The organism is Arthrobacter sp. zg-Y179 (assembly GCF_020907345.1).
Taxonomy (GTDB): Bacteria; Actinomycetota; Actinomycetes; order Actinomycetales; family Micrococcaceae; genus Arthrobacter_B; species Arthrobacter_B jinronghuae.
This window is the reverse complement of record NZ_JAJJOB010000008.1, coordinates 154,910-174,158: the sequence shown is the minus strand read 5'-3', so window position 1 is coordinate 174,158 and position 19,249 is coordinate 154,910. Positions and strand designations below refer to the sequence as shown.

Below are 19,249 nucleotides of genomic sequence, written 5' to 3'. Positions count from 1 at the left end.
TGAGGGAAAGCAGAGCCATGGCACGCGAGGAAACCACCTTGACCGTTCCCGGCCCGGAGGGGGAGCGGCAGGTCCGCATCTCCAGTCCGGGGCGGGTCCTCTGGCCGAATCCCGGAATCACGAAACTGGATCTGGCCCGTTATCTCGCGGAGGTGGGCGAGGCGTTCATCCGGGCCAACGGCGGCCGGCCCGTCTCGCTGGAGCGCTTTCCGGAGGGCATCGGCGGGGAGGTGTTCTTTTCCAAGAATCCTCCGCGTGGAATGCCGGACTGGATGCGCGCCGTCACCGTGAAATACCCGAGTGCCCGTTCACACCCGCAGGTGGTGCTGGATGAGCCGGCCGCTGCGGTGTGGGCGGCCCAGATGAACACGGTGGTGTTCCATCCCTGGCCGTCACGGGCGGAAAATACCGACAATCCGGACCAGCTGCGGATCGACCTGGATCCCCAGCCGGGCACGGATTTCGACGACGCCGTGCGTCCGGCCCAGGAACTGCGGACCATCCTCGCCGAGGCCGGGCTGGATGCCTTCATTAAGACCTCGGGCAACCGGGGCATCCACTTGTTCGCCCCGATCCGGCCGGAGCGTGAGTTCCTGGACGTCCGGCATGCGGTGATTGCCGCGGCCCGGGAGGTGGAGCGCCGGATGCCGGACAAGGTGACCACTGCCTGGTGGAAGGAGGAGCGCGGCGAACGCGTGTTCGTGGACTTCAACCAGGCCAACCGCGACCGCACCATGGCGGGCGCCTACAGCCCCCGTGCCCTCCCGGACGCGCCCGTCTCCTGTCCGATCACCTGGGATGAGCTGGAACGGGTGCATCCGGGGGACTTCACGATGCAGACCGTTCCGGAGCGGCTGCGCACTGTCGGGGATCCCTGGGCGGAAATGTCAGCCCGGCCCGGGTCCATCGACGTCCTGCTGGACTGGTGGGAACGGGACCTGGCCGACGGGCTCGGCGAGCTGCCTTTCCCGCCGGACTATCCGAAGATGCCGGGGGAGCCGCCGCGGGTCCAGCCCAGCCGTGCCCGTCGGAAGGACTAGGCCTTCTGCACCGTGATGGACCACTCCGCAGGACCGCGCTTGGAGAAATCCGTGACCGGGTAGCCGCTCTCGGCAGCCCAGCGCGGAATGGCGTCCGTGGCCTGGGTGCAGTCGAAGTGGATAACGAGTTCGTCGCCGCTCGTCAGCGTTGTCATAGCCTGCTTGGCCTCCACGAGGGGGAAGGGGCAGACGGATCCGTTGGTTTCCAGGGTGACCTGTGCCATGGTGTGTTTCCTTTTCTAGCTTTTGGTGGGGATTTAGACGCCGACGGGAACGCGTGCGGAGGCAGGCGCCGGGCGGCGGTTCATGATGGTGAGTTTCGCAGCCACGCCGGTGCCGAGGATCATGAAGATCAGCGCGGTCCAGCCCTGGAAGGTGAACTGGGCCGTCTGCACCATCGCGTTGCCGATGGTGCAGCCGCCGGCCAGGGCCGCGCCGATACCCATCAGGGCACCGCCGCCGAGGCTCTTCACTGCCGTGGCGGCGTCGGGGACCCGGACCCGGAATTCGCCGCTGCCCTTGGCTGCAATGAAGGAGCCGAGCAGGATGCCGATGACCAGGTACACGCCCCAGTCCACGAGTTCGGCATCGCCGGTGACCAGGTAGGTGACCAGCTTGGAGGAGGGTGTGGTGATGCCCAGGCCGTCCTCCCGGCCGGTAGCCCAGCTCAACGGCCAGGCTGCAGTGGCAATGAGCCCGATGACGACAGCGGTGGCAAAGGCATTCCACGGCTTTTCGAACAAGAGGTGCGCCAGTCCGGTTTTCGACGCGGGCAGGGCGGCCATGGCGAACTTCGGCTTGGCCAGGTGGTGCCGGACGGCCAGGGCCACCGCAGCCACAAGCACCGCCACGAACAGCCACGGGGAGATGCCCAGGACCGAGTAGAAATTGCTCTGCTCCACGGTCACGGAGCGCATGGCGGTGTTGAAGCCGGCCAGGGGTCCGGTTTTCATGATTGCGGCGAACAGTGCGTAGGAAATGAGCGCCAGCCAGCTGCCGACCAGGCCCTCGCCGGCGCGGTAGTAGGTCCCCGTGGCGCAGCCGCCGGCCAGCACGATGGCAAAGCCAAAGATGAAGCCGCCCACGATCGTCGCCAGCCAGGGGAACGCCTCGGCCTGCAGGGTGATGACGCCCGCGGCGTCCAAGGCGAACACGCCGACGCTCTGCACGGCAACAACCACCAGGAACGCGGTGAGCCAGCGGGTATTGCGTGTGACCCAGACGTCCCGGAAGGCACCGGTGACGCAGAAGCGGCCCCGCTGCATAACGAATCCGAGTGCCAACCCGACCAGCAGGCCTGAAATAAGCATTGAAACTGCTCCTAGGAAAAAGGGAAGATGCCGCGGCAACGTGCCGCAGTTGAGCAACGCTAGTCCGGGTGCTTTCGGGCCGCCAAGGAATATGGCCCCGCATGTCCGCGGATTAAGCGCCATGACGGCTTAGGTGGACAAAGGCGGCACCGGAGTGCACCACTTCACCGTGCCGCCCGGCTGCAGCCTTCCCGTCCGTGGCCGGGGGACGCATGCGGTGGCAGAATCGGAGGGCAACGGCCAACCGGCAGCCAGGACGCGATGTCGACTATTACAGTGGTGATCCCCTCCCATAACGACGCCGCCATGCTTGCTGCGTGCCTGCGCGCGGTGGCCCGGCAGACACGGCAGCCGGACGAGGTGCTGGTAGTGGACAACGCCAGTACCGATGCGACGGCGGAGGTCTGCCGGGCAGCCGGCGTCCGCAGGATCTATGAGCCCGACGTCGGTGTTGCCTCCGCCACCTTCCGCGGCTTCGATGAGGCGGGCGGTGAATGGCTGGCCCGCCTGGACGCTGACTCGGTGCCTCCGCCGCACTGGCTGGAGCATCTGGAAGCGGACCTCCTCGAGGCGGGGAAAGACACCGCTGTCACCGGGCCGGGGGAGTTTTACGGCTCCGGCCCGGTGGTCCGGTGGATAGCGGAAACCCTCTATATCGGCGGCTACCGCTGGTCGATGAACCTGTTGCTGGGGCACCCGCCGCTCTTCGGGTCCAACTTCGGCTTGCACCGGAGCATGTGGATACGGCTAAGGGACCGGGTGCACCGGGGCGATCCCCGCGTGCATGATGACCTGGACCTCTGTTATCAGCTGCGTCCCGGGATGCGGATCCGCTGGGACCCGGACCTGCGCGTGGGCGTATCCGCCCGGCCCTTCGACACGTGGCGCGGGCTGGGGCGGCGGGTGTCCATGGCCTGCACCACGTTCAAGCTCGACTTCGAGCAGGAGCCGCCGTGCCGGCGTCGGCGGGAGCGGGCACGCAGCGTCAGCCGGCGGAATCGAACAGGTGCAGCAGATCCCGCGTGAACTGGTAAGGCGATTCCTCGCTGGGGCTGTGTCCGCTGCCGTAGGACGCGAAGGATGCGCCGATCCCGGAGGCGAACTCCCGGTGCAGCCGCAGCGGCCAGACATCATGCTCGCCCACGGCCACGAACTTCGGGAGGCGAGCCTCCCGAAGGTCCGCCCGCAGGTCCGGGGCGTGCCGCATCAGTCCCACCATGTCCCGGATGGAGTCCTTCCGGGTGCGGGTGAACCGGTGGGACACAAACGCCATCCGCCCGGGGGATGCCCCGATGAAGTTACGCTGCACGCCCCAGACAATCAGGTCCGCGCTGATCCGGTCCCCGACGAAGGGGGCGGCCCAGCCGATACGGCTTACGCCGCGGAAACTCTGGCCGCCGCCGGGCGGACAGCCAAGCAGGGTGATGCTGCGGAACAGGTCCGGCCGCTGCAGCAGGGCCAGTTGCGCAACGATGCCGGCGAATGAGTAGCCGACCACGTGGGCCGGTCCGCAGGCGGACAGCACGGATATCAGGTCACCCGTGAACAGTTCATAGTCGTACCGCTGCCGCGGGGGCAGCAGATGCTCGGGGCCGGCGTCGGCGGACTCGTACTGGCCGGCAAGGTCGAAGCTGAAGGCGAAGTATCCCGCCGCTGCCAGCTCCGGCAGCATCAGTGAGAAGTCCTCCTTTGATCCCATGGCCCCCGGAACCAGGACAACTGCCGGACTTCCGGCGTCGCCCATGCTGATGGCCGCGAGCGACCCGCTGGGTGCCGGAAACCGGGAACGGACGCAGCCCGCAGGAAGCGCGGACCAGTCGACGTCGCCGAGTTGTGCGTCGCGGGCGGCAGCCGGATCAGCCGGGGCAGCCGGTTCGGTGCGCAGCCTTGCGCCCGGCCCCCGGCCGGCGAACCTCCCGCGTATCACCATGGCTAAAAAGATAGCCGCCAAACGGGTCCCCGTCTGCTGAATCCGGGCCTGGGGAGCACGGGGCCGGTCATTTCGGCGCGGCGCGGACAAGCAGGTCAGCAGCCGTAGGCCGTCGCGGTAGAATTTCGTTGCCTGCCCCGAAATTCCCCCGACTCAGGAGCCGACGTTGCCCGCAAAGCGTAACCCCAACAAGTTCGTCTATCGAGGCATCGTATTTACGGGCCTTACTGCCCGCAGCCTCTTTAGGGTTCCCGTAATCCCCTCCGGCCTGGAGAACCTTCCCGCCCACGAGGACATCCGAGGCCTGAACAGGGCCGTCGTCCCCGGCAAGGGGGCAGTGGTGGCCATTACGCACTTCGGCTACCTGGACTTCGCGTTCGCTGAGCTCCTGATGTGGAGGAAGCTGAAGGTCCACATGCGGTTCCTCGTCACCAAGAAAGCCACGAAGAAGAAGTTCGTCAAGGCTGTCTGCGACTGGTGCGAGCACATTGTGGTGGACCGTGCCGACGGCGCAGCAGCCTACAAGGAGTCCGTTGAAAAGCTGCGCGGCGGTGATTACCTTGCGGTCCTGCCCGAGGCAGGCGTCAGCCGCAGCTTCACCGTGCGGCAGCTGAAGACCGGCGCCGTGCGCATGGCCGCCGAGGCGGGTGTCCCGATCATTCCGGTATCGGTCTGGGGCGGCCACCGCATGCTGACCCGCGGGCACGGCCTGAGCATCAAGGCCGTCTGGAAAAACCCGGTGCGCGTGCACGTGGGTGAAATCATGCGCGTCGAAACGGATGCCGACGTCGTCGAAGAGACCCGCCGGCTGCAGGAGGAACTCCAGGAGGGAATCGATTACTGCATCGATACCTACCCCGTGACGCCCGAACCCGGAGCCTGGTGGATGCCGCGGAGCCGCGGCGGCAGCGCCATGGGTGTTGAGGAACAGCAGGTCCTCGACGCCGCGGACCGCGAAAAGTACAAAATCACGGGTTAATACCGCAGAAACGACAACGGCAGCCGCAGGTGCGGCTGCCGTTGTCGTAGGCGGACCGGTTACAGGATCGGGTTGCCGCCGGTGACGGCAATCCGGGCACCGGAAATGTAGCTGCCGTCATCCGAGGCGAGCAGGACGTAGGCCGGTGCCAGCTCGGCCGGCTGTCCGGGGCGTCCCAGCGGGGTGTCGGCCCCGAAGGAACCCACCTTGTCCGCCGGCATGGTGGCGGGAATCAGCGGGGTCCAGATGGGGCCGGGGGCCACGCTGTTGACGCGGATGCCCCGCTCGCCCAGCAGCTGGGACAGGCTGGCGGAGAAGTTGGCGATGGCGGACTTGGTGGCCGAGTACGGGGCCAGGGTGGGCACCGGCATGTCCGAGTTCACCGAGGAGGTCCCGATGATGGACGAACCCGGTGCCATGTGCGGCAGCGCAGCCTTGACCAGGTAGAACATCGCGTTGATGTTGACCTTGAAGGTGTACTCCCATTCCTCGTCCGGGATCTCCTCGATGGTTTCGTGATCCATCTGGAACGCGGCGTTGTGGATCAGGATGTCCACCTTGCCGAATTCTTCAACGGCCGTACTGATGACCTTGCGGCACTGCTCGGCCGTGTCCAGGTCGCCCCGGACCAGGACGGCCCGGCGGCCGGCCTCCTCCACCAGGCGAGCGGTGTCCTGCGCGTCTTCGTCTTCAGTCAGATAGGAAATCAGGACGTCGGCGCCTTCGCGGGCGTAGGCGATGGCCACGGCCCTGCCAATACCGCTGTCACCGCCGGTAATGACAGCCGCCTTGCCCTGGAGCTTGCCGCTGCCTCGGTACGAGTCTTCGCCGCAATCGGGAACGGGCGTCATCTGTGCCTGGGTTCCGGGTACTTCCTGCTGCTGTTCCGGTTGGTTCATGGGGAATCCTTCCGTTGGCGTGGATAGGGGGACTACAGGGACGGCCGTGGCTGCAGCGCCAGAGGAGATCCCTGCCTAGGCGAGGGAATCCAGGGCCTCGGCAACCGGCGTCGAGCCGTTGTTGAACTCGATCGTCTTGCCGGCGGTGTCGGGGCGCTCGAGGACTTCGGCGGCTACGTGGGCAACGTCTTCGCGCGAGACGGACTTGCCCTCAACCCCTGCTCCCGTTTCAATCCGGCCCGTGCCGGGATCCATGGTCAGTGCGCTGGGGCCAAGGATGGTCCAGTTCAGGCCGCTGGCCCGCAGGTGCTCATCGGCGTCGGCCTTCGCCTCGGCGTAGGCAAAGAACCCGTCGTCTTCGGGGACTCCGTGGTCCTTGCCGGCACCGAAGTAGGAAACCATCACATAGCGGCCGGCTCCGGCTGCTTCGGCGGCGTCCATGGAGCGGATCGCGGCGTCCCGGTCCACGGCGAAAGTGCGTTCGGGGGTGCCGCCCCCGGCTCCGGCGCTCCAGACAACGGCGTCCTGCCCGCGAAGCAGTTCCGTGATCTGTTCGGTGGAGAGGTTTTCCACGTCGGCGACGACCGCTTCAGCGCCGGTCTGTTCAACATCGGCTGCGTGTTCCGGGTTGCGGAAGAGCGAGGTGACAGTGTGACCCTTGTCGGTCAGCCGGCGGGCCAGGTGGAGGGCGACTTTTCCGTGACCTCCGATAATGGCGATGCGGGACATATGTTTCTCCTTTAGGTTGGTGACGGTCCTTCCACCATAAGCATGCTGTCGAATTTGTGCAGGGTTCCTGCCCCTGCCGTCCGCCAAGGGCTTAGCAGTTCGTGCGAATAGCATCGGCGGGGATAGCGGCGTCCTCCGGGGCTTGGTTATGATCGCGCTGGGCTCGAAAAACCGCGAAAGGAACGCTGTGGCAACAACTACGGCTCAGCCGGACCTCACTGTCTCGACCTCGGACGGAATGGTGCAGGGAACACTGGTGAACGGCGTGCGGTCGTGGCGCGGAATCCCGTACGCGGCCCCGCCCGTCGGCGAGCTGCGGCTGCGCCTGCCCCGTCCGGTACAGCCGTGGGAGGGTGTGCTGGACGCCGGCCGGTACGGTCCCGTGCCGCCCCAGGAACGCAGACTGGCGTCCATGGGTGCCGGCCGGAAGACTCCCATGGACGAAGACTGCCTCACCATCAACGTCACCGCACCGTTGGACAAGGCACCGCCGCGCCCCGTCCTGGTGTATTTCTACGGCGGCGGGTTCACCATCGGCGGCGCTTCTGCCGCAGCCTACGACGGCACGAATCTCGTGGAGCGCGGGGACGTGGTCTATGTCTGCATGAATTATCGGCTGGGAGCACTCGGCTTCATGGATTTCCGCCGGTACTCGACGCCGGAGCGGTCATTCGACGTCAACGTCGGATTGGCGGACCAGGTCGCGGCGCTGCGCTGGGTGCAGCGCAACATTGCCGGCTTCGGAGGGGATCCGGAGAACGTGACGGTTTTCGGCGAGTCTGCCGGCGGCATGTCGATTACTGCGCTGATGTGCGTTCCGTCTGCCGAGGGGCTCTTCCACCGGGCCTTCGTGCAGAGCTCGGCACCGGCTACTGCCTACGGCCCCGGCCTGCCGGAAAAGTGGGCAGGCAACTTGATCGAACTGCTGGGGGTGGAGGACGCGCCGAAGGCCTTGGCCTCGTTGCCTGCGGAGCGCCTGGTGAAGGCGGTCGGCAGGCTCACCGGCAAGGTCACACCGGAATCCGAGCCCGGCGCACTGGCCGTGGCGCCGGTGGTCGACGGGGAATTCCTGCCGCTGCATCCCATCGATGCCTTCCGGACGGGCAAGGCACACCGGATCCCGCTCGTCATCGGCAATATGTTCCGCGAAGGTGCGTTGTTCGACCGGGTCCAGGACGTTCTCCCCACCACGGAGGAGCGGATCGACACGATGTTTGCCCGTACGGAACCGGAGCTCAAGGAACGGGTCCTCGCCGCCTACCCCGGCTACCCGTCAAAGCACGCCGCCGTGGACGTAGGCGGCGATGTGGTCTTCTGGCTGCCCAGTGTCCAAGTGGCGGAAGGGCACTGTACCTACGCGCCCACGTGGTCCTACAGGTTTGACTACGCCCCGCGGATGGCGGGCCTGCTGGGGATGGGCGCCACCCACGGTATGGACATCCCGGCTGTGTTCGGCAACTACACCACCGCGCTTGGCCGGTTCCTGACGCTGCCGGGCGGCAAACGCACTACCGTTGCCGTTGGCAACCGGTTCCGCGGCGCGCTGCTGCGCTTTGCCCGTACCGGAAGTCCGGGACTGTGGCCGGCCTACGGCATCGAGACGCGTGCGACCAAGGTCTTCGACGAAACCGACCGGGTTGAACAGGATCCCCACCGGGACCGCCGCGAGGCATGGAACGGCTACCGCGGCTACCGCTGACCTAGACCGGCAGGTCCCGCAGCAGTCCGCCCAGGCGAAGGAGCTCCAGCGGTGCGTGCTGGGCGAGCGAGAGGCCGACTATCTCCCCGGCATCGCCCAGGGCATCCATAATCCTAAGCAGGTCCGGCACCCGCATGCCCCGGGTGCCGTTACCCGTTGTTCCCGTGAAATCCCTGCGGTCCAGCACATCCAGATCCACGTGGACGGCCAGCCTGGTGGCTCCGGTGAGTGCCAGCCAATCCAGGATGCGGCGGGTGTCTTCCGGGGTGTCCGTGATGCCCACGCTGGAAATGCCCAGCCGATGCTTATTGGCCATGCCGGGATCCTGCCAGTCCTGCAGGCCGATGTGGAGGACGTTCGACGGCGCCACCACAGCCGGCAGCGCGGCCAGGAATTCGGCGTCGCCCTCCCCGGCGAGCGTCGACAGGGACATGGAACGGAACCCGGTATAACTGTCGCCCGGGATCCCGGTATCCGGGTGCGCGTCCACCCACAGCACCGCCAGGTCCGGTCCGTACCTGGCAGCCAGGTAACTGAACGGGGCCACGCTCACCGAACATTCCCCGCCGAAGGTGACCACTGACGACGGATCGGCTTCCGACACCAACCGGAGCCCTTCCCGCAGCTGGTGCAGGACCGCGTCGCGGGCATAGATGCCGTCCACCGTTTCCACTGCCTCGTCCGAGGTGTCGGTGCTGACCGGCACAAAGGCGGTGGGGCCCTCGTGGGCGGGGGAGAGCAACTCAAGCAGGGCAGGTCCGAGATGGTACGAAAGCTGGGTCTGGTGCGGCTGACCCGCAGGCAGCGAACCGACGGCGCCTGCTCCGGCAGCGCCCTGCCACTGCGGAAAGATCAGCCGGAGGGCCCCGGGACCGGATGGATGCATGGAGGTCATGATCGTCCTTAGGTGCGGAACAGGTGATTACCTTACCGCCGGCCAACCGGGCCGGGACAGGTGCGTACACAAAATAGAATGGAGGAATGACTGCAACCCTCGTCGCCCGGGACCTTTCCGGCGGCCATGCCCACCGCACCCTTTTCGAGCATCTTTCCCTCACTGTCGCGCCGGGCGACGTCGTGGGCGTGGTGGGCGCGAACGGTGCCGGCAAATCGACGCTGCTGCGGTTGCTGGCCGGAGCGGCGGAACCGCAGGCCGGCACGGTCAGCACATCTCCCTCGGACGCCTTTGTGGGCTGGCTGCCGCAGGAACACGAGCGGGTGGCCGGTGAAACCGTCGGCGCGTATCTGGCCCGCCGTACCGGGGCGGCGGCTTCCACTGAGGCCATGGAGGCTGCAGCCGAAGCGCTCGGATCCGAACTCCCCGGAGCGGATGACGCCTATGCGGCTGCACTGGACCGGTGGCTGGCGTCCGGTGCAGCCGACCTGGAAGACCGGGCACCCGCCGTACTGGCGGACCTCGGCCTGCAGCTCGGCCTGGACACCGGGATGGCCGGGCTTTCGGGCGGGCAGGCGGCACGCGTGGCGCTGGCTGCCCTGCTGCTGAGCCGCTTCGACATTGTCCTGCTCGACGAGCCCACCAACGACCTTGACCTGGACGGCCTGGCGCGCCTGGAACAGTTTGTCCGCGGACTCCGCGGCGGCGTCGTACTGGTGTCCCATGACCGTGAATTCCTCGCTCGGTGCGTAACCACCGTGGTGGAGCTGGACCTGGCACAGAACAGCGTGGCGGTCTACGACGGCGGCTACGAGGCGTACCTGGAGGAACGCGCCGTCGCCCGCCGGCATGCCCGCGAGGCCTACGACGAGTTCGCCGACAAAAAGGCGGACCTGGTGTCCCGTGCCCGGACCACGCGGGAATGGAGTTCGCAGGGCGTGCGCAACGCCATGAAGAAGAACCCTGACAATGACAAGATCCGGCGCAAGGCGAGCACCGAGTCCTCCGAAAAGCAGGCACGGAAAGTCCGCCAGATGGAGTCACGCATCGCCCGTCTGGACGAGGTGGAGGAACCGCGCAAGGAATGGCAGCTGCAGCTGCGCATCGGATCCGCGCCCCGCTCCAGCTCCGTGGTGTCCACCTTGAACGACGCCGTGCTGGCCCGGGGCGGATTCACCCTCGGCCCGGTATCGGTACAGGTGAACGCCGGGGAGCGCATTGGCATCACCGGTCCCAACGGTGCCGGCAAGTCCACCCTGCTGCGGCTGCTGCTGGGACGCGAGACGCCCGACGCCGGCACGGCCTCCCTGGGTGCCTCGGTCGCCGTGGGGGAAATCGATCAGGGCCGCGGCCAGCTTCCGGCCCATCTGCCGCTGGGGGAGGCCTTTGAAGCGGCCGTTCCGGAACTCTCGTCCGCGGAGGCACGCACCCTGCTGGCCAAGTTCGGGCTCAAGGCCGATCAGGTGGCCAGCCGCATCGATGCGCTCTCCCCGGGGGAACGTACCCGCGCTTCGCTGGCCCTCCTCCAGGCCCGCGGCGTGAACCTGCTGGTCCTGGACGAGCCCACCAACCACCTGGACCTTCCCGCCATCGAGCAGCTCGAAGAAGCGCTGGAAAGCTACGAGGGCGCCCTGCTGCTGGTCTCCCACGACCGCCGGCTGCTGGAGAATGTCCGCCTCGACACCCGCTGGGAAGTGAAGGACGGGAAGGTCAGCGCAGCCTAGCCCCGGTTGCCGCCGGGTGTCCGGCGGATCCTGCACCGGGCTTCGACCCGGCAGTACGGTGCCGGATGTGATACAAAGTATGCTGTGACGCATCCTTGGGAGGTGTGGAACGTAGGTCTCGGGCGATTTCACGGAAGAAGTGTCCTCATGGCTCCATGGATGGAATACCGCAGTGCTGCCTCAGCAGACTGCGGAATCAGCGGAATAACGGATCAGCGCGGGTGCGCAGGGAATCCGGGCGCGCGGTTTGGCCGCGTCGGAACCGCCCAGTGAAGGCGTTAAGGTCGGGGGAGGTGCCCGTCCTGATCCTTGTCTGGATGTTGTGCGTCGGAACCGATTGGTCAACCGGCACAAAGATTGCCCTCAACGTCGCAGCAGTTGCTGCGTTCTGCCTCCGGGAAGCCATCGTGCACCGCCGCTTGGGGGCGAGGCCCGCCCATGGACGGCGCAGCGCCGGTTCCCGGCAGCTCGTCACCGCAGCCTAGGCGCCGGCCGGACCAGGATGTTGGGCCGGGGACGGCCGGCAACAGGCTCTGATCTGGTGGCCCCATCGACGCACGCCTATCGTAGGTAGTCGCAAGGCAGGGGTTCCCCGGCTGAAAAGAGTCGATTGTGGCTATTGACGTTGCGTCACTGGTGGTTGAAACCGGCAGCGGGCTGGTACAGGGCATAGTGGACGACGGCGTGCGCACGTGGCGCGGCATCCCCTACGCGGCCCCGCCGGTCGGGGACTTGCGCCTCCGTGCACCGCAGCCGCCGCAGAGCTGGACCGGCATCCGCGACGCCGGCAGCTTCGGGCCGGTTCCTCCTCAGTCCAAGGCGCCGAGCCTCACCGGAACCCGGCGCCGGGTGGCCATGGATGAGGACTGCCTGTCCCTGAATGTCTCTGCACCGCTGGAACCCGCGGACGGTCTGCTGCCGGTCCTGGTCTACCTCTACGGCGGGGCCTTCAGCTCAGGATCCTCGGCGGAGCCGACGTACCGGGGAACAAGACTGGTCCGGGACGGCAACGTGCTCTACGTTTCGCTCAACTACCGCATCGGCGCACTGGGGTTCATGGACTTCCGCGCGTATTCGACGCCCGATCGGCCGTTCGATACCAACGTGGGCCTGCGGGACCAGGTCGCCGCTTTGGAGTGGGTGCAGCAGAACATCGAAGCATTCGGCGGAGACCCCGGCAACGTCACCCTCTTCGGGGAATCCGCAGGCGGGCTCGCCGTCACCTCCCTGATGTGCGTTCCGAGCGCCCGGTCCCTGTTCCATAAGGCATATGCGCAAAGCCCGGCACCATCGGCAGCGTATTCTCCGGAGATGCACGCGGGCTGGGCGGCTGACCTGCTGGAAATCCTCGGCGTTCCCACCGCTGCTGCTGCCGACGCCCTGACCCGCCTGCCGGCGGCAAAACTGGTCAACGCCACCCGGAAACTGACCACAAAGATCGGCCCGGTCAAGCAACCCGGGTCACTGAGCGTCTCACCGGTCATAGACGGCGACTTCCTGCCCAGATACCCCCTTGACATGTTCCTTTCCGGAGACTCGAATCCGGTTCCCCTGGTGCTGGGCACCATGGCCAGGGAAGGCGCGCTGTTCGCCAAGGTTTCCAACATCCTGCCGTCCACACCCGAACGGATCGAGAAGATGTTTGCCGGCACCGATCCGCAGGCCCGGGACCGGGTGGTTGCCGCGTATCCCGGCTATCCGTCCCGTCAGCGTTCCGTGGATATCAGCGGCGACCTGGTGTTCTGGTATCCCAGCCAGATGGTTGCCGAGGGACACTCACGCGTTGCGCCCACCTGGGCCTACCGCTATGACTATGCGACACCGGCAATGAACCTGCTGGGGTTCGGCGCCACCCATTCCTTCGATGTGCCGGTGATGTTCGGGGATATCGGCACCGGAACCGCCAAGGCCCTGACTCTGCTGGGCGGAGCAGAGGAGCTGAGAGCCCTGTCCAGACGTTTCCAGGGTTCGTTGCTGAGCCTGGCCCGGCATTCCCACCCCGGCAGCGGCTGGCCGGCCTACGACGAAGTCCACCGGCAAACCCGCGTCTTCGACAAGCTGGACCGCATTGAGGCGGATCCGTTTCCGGAACGGCGCCGGGCCTGGTCCGGCTACCGGGGCTACAACTGAACGTTCCCGGCACCCGTGCCATCGGCGGCAGCCCCGTGAGAGCCTTAAGCCGGCTTACAAATTTTCCCGCACCCCCAGGCAAGGAGAGTTGGTTCCCATGAGCGAACATTACGACGTCGTGGTCCTCGGGGCCGGACCGGGAGGCTATGTGGCCGCCATCCGCGCGGCCCAACTGGGCCTGAAAACGGCAGTAGTGGAGGAGAAATACTGGGGCGGCGTCTGCCTCAATGTCGGGTGCATACCGTCCAAGGCGCTGCTGCGGAATGCCGAACTGGCCCAGATCTTCACCAACCAGGCCAAGACGTTCGGCATGAGCGGTGACGTCAGCTTTGATTACGGGGCGGCATTTGACCGCAGCCGCCAGGTGGCCGACGGCCGGGTGAAGGGCGTCCACTTCCTGATGAAGAAGAACAAGATCACGGAATACGACGGACACGGAGTCTTCACCGACGACCACACCCTCGAGGTGGACCTGTCCAAAGGAGGCAGCGAGAGCATCACCTTCGACAACGCGATCATCGCCACCGGAACCTACGTACGGCTGCTGCCCGGGGTCGAACTGAGCGAGAACGTCGTCACCTACGAAGCCCAGATCCTGGACCGGGACCTGCCGAAGAAAATGGTGATCGTCGGTGCCGGAGCCATCGGAATGGAATTCGGCTATGTGCTGCGGAGCTACGGCGTCGATGTCACCATCATCGAATTCCTGGACCGGGCCCTGCCCAACGAGGACGTGGACGTCTCCAAGGAAATCACCAAGCAGTACAAGAAGCTCGGCATCCCCATCCTCACCTCCACCAAGGTGGAAACCGTGAAGGACAACGGTTCGTCCGTCACGGTGACCTATACGGATAAGAACGGCCAGCAGGGCAGCATTGAAGCCGACCGGGTCATGATGTCCATCGGCTTCGCCCCGCGCACCGAGGGCTTCGGCCTGGAGAAAACCGGTGTGGAGCTCACGGAACGCGGAGCCGTCGGCATCGACGAGTACATGCGCACCAATGTCCCGCACATCTACGCCATCGGCGACATCACTGCCAAGCTCCAGCTCGCCCACGTGGCGGAGGCCATGGGAGTGGTGGCGGCAGAAACCATCGGCAAGGCCGAAACGCTGCCGCTGGGCGACTACCGCATGATGCCCCGCGCCACGTTCTGCCAGCCGCAGGTGGCCAGCTTCGGGCTCACCGAACAGCAGGCCCGCGACGAGGGGCATGACGTCATCGTCAGCACCTTCCCGTTTACGGCCAACGGCAAGGCCCACGGGTTGGGCGAACCGGTGGGCTTCGTGAAACTGGTGGCCGACGCCAAGTACGGGGAGCTGCTGGGCGGGCACCTGATCGGACCCGATGTCTCGGAACTGCTGCCGGAACTGACCCTGGCACAGAAGTGGGACCTGACAGCGGCCGAACTCGCCCGCAACGTGCACACCCACCCGACCCTCAGTGAGGCACTGCAGGAAGCTTTCCACGGACTGACCGGCCACATGATCAACTTCTAGCCGGGTACCGCTTTCCAGTGAGCGAAGGACAATGCCATGAAGGCAGGCAGAATCATTCTGGTCATCATTGGTTCCCTGCTGGTCCTTGCCGGACTGACGGCCGGGGTCGGCGCTGCTGCCTTGGGAATCCTTGCCGCGGCCCAGCGCGACGACGGCTACCTATCCGTTCCCGAAGAGACCTACAGCGTCGGATCCTACGCCCTGACCAGCGAGAGCATCGAGGTGAGTCCGGGCGTCCAGCCGGAAGACAACGTGGCGACGGTGCAGGTCCGGGGAACCGACGCGGACGGCGAGCTGTTTATCGGGATTGCGTCCGAGGCCGACGTCAACCGGTACCTGGCCGGCGTCGCCCATTCGGAACTCGGGGACGTCACCTTCGACCCGTTCTCCGCGGAGTACGAGGAGATCCCGGGCGGCGCCGCACCGGCCCCGCCGGGGGAGCAGGACTTCTGGGCCGCCTCTTCCGCAGGAGCCGGCACGCAGGAGCTGACCTGGCAGCTTGAACAGGGCGAGTGGACCATCGTCGTCATGAACGCCGACGCCGCCCCCGGAGTCACGGCGGACCTGCAGGCAGGCATCCGGTCGGATGTTCTGGGACCGCTCACCCTGTGGCTGGTCATCGGGGCCGTCGTCCTGGTGCTCGGCGGCACGGCAGTGATCCTTGCTGCGATCCTGACCGGCCGGAAGCCTGGCGGAGAATACCCCGGGCCCAGCGGCGGGCACGGTCCCTACGGTTACGGAGCGGCTCCGGTTCCGGCTTCCGCACGGACGCCTGCGGGCGGTCCGGTTCCGGCGGGCGCCACGGCAGCAGCTGTGCCACCGGGCACGTCGGAGGCACCGGGCACGTCGGAGGCACCGGCGTTGTCCGGCGCCCGGGCAGCGCAGCTGACCGCCGGAGGCACCGGGGCACCGTATCCCGCGCGGCTCTACGGGGAACTGGACCCCGGGCTCTCCCGCTGGTTGTGGCTGGTGAAGTGGTTCCTGGCCATTCCGCACTTCATCCTGCTGGTTTTCCTGTGGATCGCCTTCTGGGTAGCCACCGTCATTGCGGGTTTCGCCATCCTCTTCACTGCCCGTTATCCGCGGGCGCTCTTCGACTTCAACGTGGGGGTGCTGCGCTGGAGCTGGCGGGTGGCGTTCTATGCCTCAGCAGTGCTGGGCACGGACAGGTATCCGCCCTTCAGCCTGGAGCGGACCAACTATCCGGCCGATTTCGACGTCGCCTACCCGGAACGGCTTTCACGCGGGCTGGTGCTGGTGAAGTGGTGGCTGCTGGTTATCCCGCAGGCACTGATCGTGGGGGCGTTCACCGGGTCCGGCTACGTCATTGTGCGCCAGAACGGCCCTTTCGGCGGGTGGGACCGGAGCATGGGCGGAGGCGACGGCGGCGCAGCGGTGAACTGGGCAACGGACCCGGCCGGCGAAGGGCTGCGGTCGGCCGGCGGCTGGACAGTGGGTATATCCCTGCTGTCCCTGCTGGTCCTGGTTGCTGCAGTGGCCCTGTTATTCACCGGACGCTATCCGCGTCCGCTGTTCGACTTCGTTATGGGCCTGCAGCGGTGGTCCTACCGCGTCCTGGCGTACACGGCGCTGATGCGTGACGAATACCCGCCGTTCCGGCTGGACCAGGGACCGGTTGACGCCCGCGACCTGCCGGCCGCCGGTGGCGCGGCACGTTCCGGCTAGCCGGCCAATCCGCCTCCGGCGAGGCGATCCCTTGCAGCAGCAGCACCCGCTGCGGTACCCGGTAGGGCATACTGGGCCGCATGACGAGCTTGGAAGGGCCGCTTTCCGACCCGCAGTCCGGAGTTTGGATCGCGGAGCGGCTGGCTGAGCCCGGTACAGTTGCGGGCACCGTCCCTGCCGGGTTTGAGGCCTACGCGCGGGTTTTCCACCCGATCCGGGCGCAGCTGCTGGGCTGGCAGCAGGACGGACCGGTACGTGTGGAGTCCCGCCCCATGCGCTGGGAGGAGCTGGCGGGGGTGCGCGGCACGGTTGCCCACCCGATGATGCAATGGGCCGCCATTCTGGCCGGCTACCGCAATCCGGTATCGAACGAACCCGGGTGGCACTACGAAGACCCGCTGGTCGGCGCACTCCCGGCGGGCACCCTGGCCGAGGTCAGCCGTGTCCTCGGTACCCACACACAAACCCCCGGCAATTGCTTCGCCGGGCTGTGGGACGGGTACGGCTGGGTGGCCGGCAGCGGGGAAACCCTTCTCCGGTCCGGCACCGGCGACCGGGAGTCGCTCCCGCACCCCTTCCGGGGCCACGACTCCGTGGAGACAGTGCGCCGCCTCGAACTGCCGCTGCGCGACTACCTGTTGTTTGCCTGCAGCCTGGCGGTCTTTGCCGAACCGGGCTGGCAGGAGCATAACGGCTGGGACCCGATCCAGAGCCCCAACCTGCTCTGGCCGGCCGACGGCGCATGGTGCCTCGCCTCCGAGATCGACTTCGACACCACGATCGTGGGCGGGTCGGCGGACCTGATCCGGGACCTGCAGCAGGCCGCGGCGCTCGAAGCCATGGAGGTTCCGCCCGACGGTGACCTGACCCACCTCGGCGACCGGCTGAATGAGGCCCCGGACTGAAGCGGCGGTACCGTGCCCGGGAGCGCCGTCACAGCGGCGTCAGACACCTAACAGGGGTCTGTGAGCAAGGCATCCACTGATCCGGGCAATGGGCAACAATCCTGTGGATAAGCTGAATATATGCCCCTTGAGAACATCAATTTCCACACCCGCAAGTGGGTCCGCCCCGAGGACCTGAACGCCAACGGCACCCTGTTCGGCGGCAGCCTGCTGCGCTGGATCGACGAAGAAGCAACGGTCTACGCCATCCTGCAGATGGGCAACGGCCGGGTGGTCACCAAATTCATGTCGGAGATCAACTTCGTCAGTTCCGCGGTACAGGGCGACCTGATTGAAATGGGGCTCACCGCAACCAAGTTCGGCCGTACTTCGCTGACCATGCAGGCAGAAGTGCGGAACATGATCACCCGCCGCAGCATCCTCACGATCGACAAGATCGTGTTCGTCAACCTGGACGAGGAAGGCAAGCCCGTCCCGCACGGGTACACCACCATCAGTTACGACCGCGACCGGCTGCCTTCCCACCACATCCCGCCGGTGCCGTTCGGCGCGGAACCCTTCTCTGCCTAGCACCCGGCCTGCCTGTTCCGGCCTGTCGGTGCCCGGCCCCGGCGGGAAATACAAGGCATACTTAGTAATATGAGTCTTGACTTCCCCCTGCCGCAGGGGCATGCGGCAGACGGGAAACTACTGCGCATAGCCGTCCTGTCCCACCTGCACCACCCGATCTCCAGCCCGTTCCAGGGCGGGCTCGAAATGCATACCTCGCTGATGGCGGACGAGCTCGCCTCCCGCGGCCACGACGTCACGCTCTTCGCGAAGGCTGGCTCCGCGTCGGCCGGCCGGGTGGTGGAGGTCCTCCCGGAAAACTTCGAATTCCGGCGCGGGCTGGCTCCCGATCAAATGCAGCGGCAGCAGCAGGCCCTGGACGCCGCGCTGGGCTCCGCGATTGCCGTGGTCCGGGACGGCGGTTTCGACGTCGTCGTAAACAACTCCCTGAGCCTGCTGCCCTACCTCCTGCTGGCGGATATGCCGACGCTGACGATTCTCCACACCCCGCCGCTGCCCTGGATTGTGGACGCCGTAGAGGACGGACGCGCACCGCTCTCACCGCTGCACCGCTTCATCAGTGTTTCGGCCCGCAACGCCACCGGCTGGTCCCCGTACCTGCCGGACCTGCACGTCGTCCACAACGGCATCCGGCTGGCGGACTGGCCCGCCGGCACCGGACGCCGGACCGGAACCGTCGTCTGGGCCGGACGGGTCACGCCCGAAAAGGGCCTGCACATAGCGATCGATGCGGCCCGGATGGCAGGGATGGACCTGCACTTTGCCGGGCCGATCAGCGATGCGAAGTATTTCGAACGCACCGTCGCACCGCACCTCGGCCGCGGGGTGCAGCACGTTGGCCACCTCGACCACCGGGAACTGGCCGCCTTCCTCGGTTCCGGAGAGGTCTTCATTGCCTCGCCTGTCTGGTCCGAACCCTTCGGATTGACCGCGCTGGAGGCGATGGCCTGCGGTACGCCGGTGGCTGCCCTGCCGCTGGGTGCCATGCCCGAGATCATCGACGCCGACGCCGGCCGGCTCGCCGAGGGCCTCGGCGCAGATGCCCTGGCCGCGGCCGTCACTGACGCCCGCCGCCTCGACAGAGACCGGGTACGGAAATCCGCTGCCCGCTTCAGCGCGTCCGCCATGGTGGATTCGTACGAGGACCAGATGCGGTCCCTGCTCGAGCCGGACGGACTACCGTCGCGTTCCGCCCACCCGGTGTCCGGCCAGCCCGCCCCCGGCCATCCCGACGCCGCCCTCGTGCCGTAACAGG

18 protein-coding genes are annotated in these 19,249 nt (G+C 66.8%); 12 read left to right on the top strand and 6 right to left on the bottom strand.

Annotated features, from left to right (window positions below; all coding sequences use genetic code 11):
• The first annotated feature begins 17 nt into the window (after nt 1-17).
• Nucleotides 18-1,040: a non-homologous end-joining DNA ligase gene (gene ligD / locus LOC56_RS09420; RefSeq protein ID WP_229952012.1), complete on the top strand. Its 1,023-nt coding sequence runs from the start codon at nt 18-20 to the stop codon at nt 1,038-1,040.
• On the opposite strand, the gene LOC56_RS09415 is transcribed toward ligD, so the two are convergent.
• Entirely contained in the window at nt 1,037-1,264 is a 228-nt protein-coding gene (locus LOC56_RS09415; RefSeq protein ID WP_229952011.1) for a sulfurtransferase TusA family protein, read from the bottom strand. The genes ligD and LOC56_RS09415 overlap by 4 nt on opposite strands.
• Before the next feature lie 33 nt (nt 1,265-1,297).
• Nucleotides 1,298-2,350 (bottom strand): YeeE/YedE family protein, encoded by a 1,053-nt coding sequence (locus tag LOC56_RS09410; protein ID WP_229952010.1) that lies wholly within the window; start codon nt 2,348-2,350, stop codon nt 1,298-1,300.
• 261 nt (nt 2,351-2,611) lie between these two features.
• On the opposite strand from LOC56_RS09410, the gene LOC56_RS09405 reads away from it, so the two are divergent.
• Nucleotides 2,612-3,376, top strand: coding sequence for a glycosyltransferase family 2 protein (locus tag LOC56_RS09405; RefSeq protein ID WP_229952009.1), 765 nt, complete (start codon nt 2,612-2,614; stop codon nt 3,374-3,376).
• On the opposite strand, the gene LOC56_RS09400 is transcribed toward LOC56_RS09405, so the two are convergent.
• The gene (locus LOC56_RS09400; protein ID WP_229952008.1) at nt 3,336-4,280 is read right to left on the bottom strand and encodes an alpha/beta fold hydrolase; all 945 of its coding nucleotides are present in this window, start codon (nt 4,278-4,280) and stop codon (nt 3,336-3,338) included. The two genes, LOC56_RS09405 and LOC56_RS09400, sit on opposite strands and share 41 nt — an antisense overlap.
• A gap of 166 nt (nt 4,281-4,446) precedes the next feature.
• Between LOC56_RS09400 and LOC56_RS09395 the strand changes: the two genes are divergently transcribed.
• On the top strand, nt 4,447-5,259 hold the full coding sequence (locus tag LOC56_RS09395; protein ID WP_229952007.1) for a lysophospholipid acyltransferase family protein: 813 nt from the start codon (nt 4,447-4,449) through the stop codon (nt 5,257-5,259).
• Nucleotides 5,260-5,318: 59 nt separating this feature from the next.
• Here the strand turns inward: LOC56_RS09395 and LOC56_RS09390 are convergent, their stop codons facing one another.
• Together LOC56_RS09390 and LOC56_RS09385 are read right to left on the bottom strand one after the other, a co-directional pair.
• Nucleotides 5,319-6,158: an SDR family oxidoreductase gene (locus LOC56_RS09390; RefSeq protein ID WP_229952006.1), complete on the bottom strand. Its 840-nt coding sequence runs from the start codon at nt 6,156-6,158 to the stop codon at nt 5,319-5,321.
• Nucleotides 6,159-6,233: 75 nt separating this feature from the next.
• On the bottom strand, nt 6,234-6,887 hold the full coding sequence (locus tag LOC56_RS09385) for an SDR family oxidoreductase (RefSeq protein ID WP_229952005.1): 654 nt from the start codon (nt 6,885-6,887) through the stop codon (nt 6,234-6,236).
• A 187-nt stretch (nt 6,888-7,074) separates the two neighbouring features.
• Between LOC56_RS09385 and LOC56_RS09380 the strand changes: the two genes are divergently transcribed.
• Nucleotides 7,075-8,586 (top strand): carboxylesterase/lipase family protein, encoded by a 1,512-nt coding sequence (locus LOC56_RS09380; RefSeq protein ID WP_229952004.1) that lies wholly within the window; start codon nt 7,075-7,077, stop codon nt 8,584-8,586.
• 1 nt (nt 8,587) lies between these two features.
• Here LOC56_RS09380 and LOC56_RS09375 read toward each other — a convergent pair whose 3' ends face one another.
• Nucleotides 8,588-9,481 carry an arginase family protein gene (locus tag LOC56_RS09375; protein ID WP_229952003.1) on the bottom strand — a complete coding sequence of 298 codons (894 nt, stop codon included), beginning with the start codon at nt 9,479-9,481 and terminating at the stop codon, nt 8,588-8,590.
• A gap of 86 nt (nt 9,482-9,567) precedes the next feature.
• Here LOC56_RS09375 and abc-f point away from each other — a divergent pair, with 86 nt between their 5' ends.
• The 8 genes from abc-f to LOC56_RS09335 all read left to right on the top strand — a co-directional run bounded on the left by abc-f (nt 9,568) and on the right by LOC56_RS09335 (nt 19,245).
• The gene (gene abc-f / locus LOC56_RS09370; RefSeq protein WP_229952002.1) at nt 9,568-11,205 is read left to right on the top strand and encodes a ribosomal protection-like ABC-F family protein; all 1,638 of its coding nucleotides are present in this window, start codon (nt 9,568-9,570) and stop codon (nt 11,203-11,205) included.
• Between the two features lie 293 nt (nt 11,206-11,498).
• Nucleotides 11,499-11,690 (top strand): hypothetical protein, encoded by a 192-nt coding sequence (locus LOC56_RS09365; protein ID WP_229952001.1) that lies wholly within the window; start codon nt 11,499-11,501, stop codon nt 11,688-11,690.
• 127 nt (nt 11,691-11,817) lie between these two features.
• Complete coding sequence (locus LOC56_RS09360) at nt 11,818-13,335, top strand: carboxylesterase/lipase family protein (protein WP_229952000.1); 1,518 nt, start codon at nt 11,818-11,820, stop codon at nt 13,333-13,335.
• 97 nt (nt 13,336-13,432) lie between these two features.
• Nucleotides 13,433-14,833 carry a dihydrolipoyl dehydrogenase gene (gene lpdA, locus LOC56_RS09355; protein WP_229951999.1) on the top strand — a complete coding sequence of 467 codons (1,401 nt, stop codon included), beginning with the start codon at nt 13,433-13,435 and terminating at the stop codon, nt 14,831-14,833.
• Between the two features lie 36 nt (nt 14,834-14,869).
• On the top strand, nt 14,870-16,519 hold the full coding sequence (locus LOC56_RS09350) for a DUF4389 domain-containing protein (protein WP_229951998.1): 1,650 nt from the start codon (nt 14,870-14,872) through the stop codon (nt 16,517-16,519).
• Nucleotides 16,520-16,599: 80 nt separating this feature from the next.
• Nucleotides 16,600-17,424, top strand: coding sequence for a hypothetical protein (locus tag LOC56_RS09345; protein WP_229951997.1), 825 nt, complete (start codon nt 16,600-16,602; stop codon nt 17,422-17,424).
• A 120-nt stretch (nt 17,425-17,544) separates the two neighbouring features.
• Nucleotides 17,545-17,994 (top strand): acyl-CoA thioesterase, encoded by a 450-nt coding sequence (locus tag LOC56_RS09340; protein ID WP_229951996.1) that lies wholly within the window; start codon nt 17,545-17,547, stop codon nt 17,992-17,994.
• A gap of 69 nt (nt 17,995-18,063) precedes the next feature.
• A complete protein-coding gene (locus tag LOC56_RS09335) occupies nt 18,064-19,245 on the top strand; it encodes a glycosyltransferase (RefSeq protein WP_229951995.1) in 1,182 nt (393 codons plus the stop codon).
• Nucleotides 19,246-19,249: the final 4 nt, after the last annotated feature.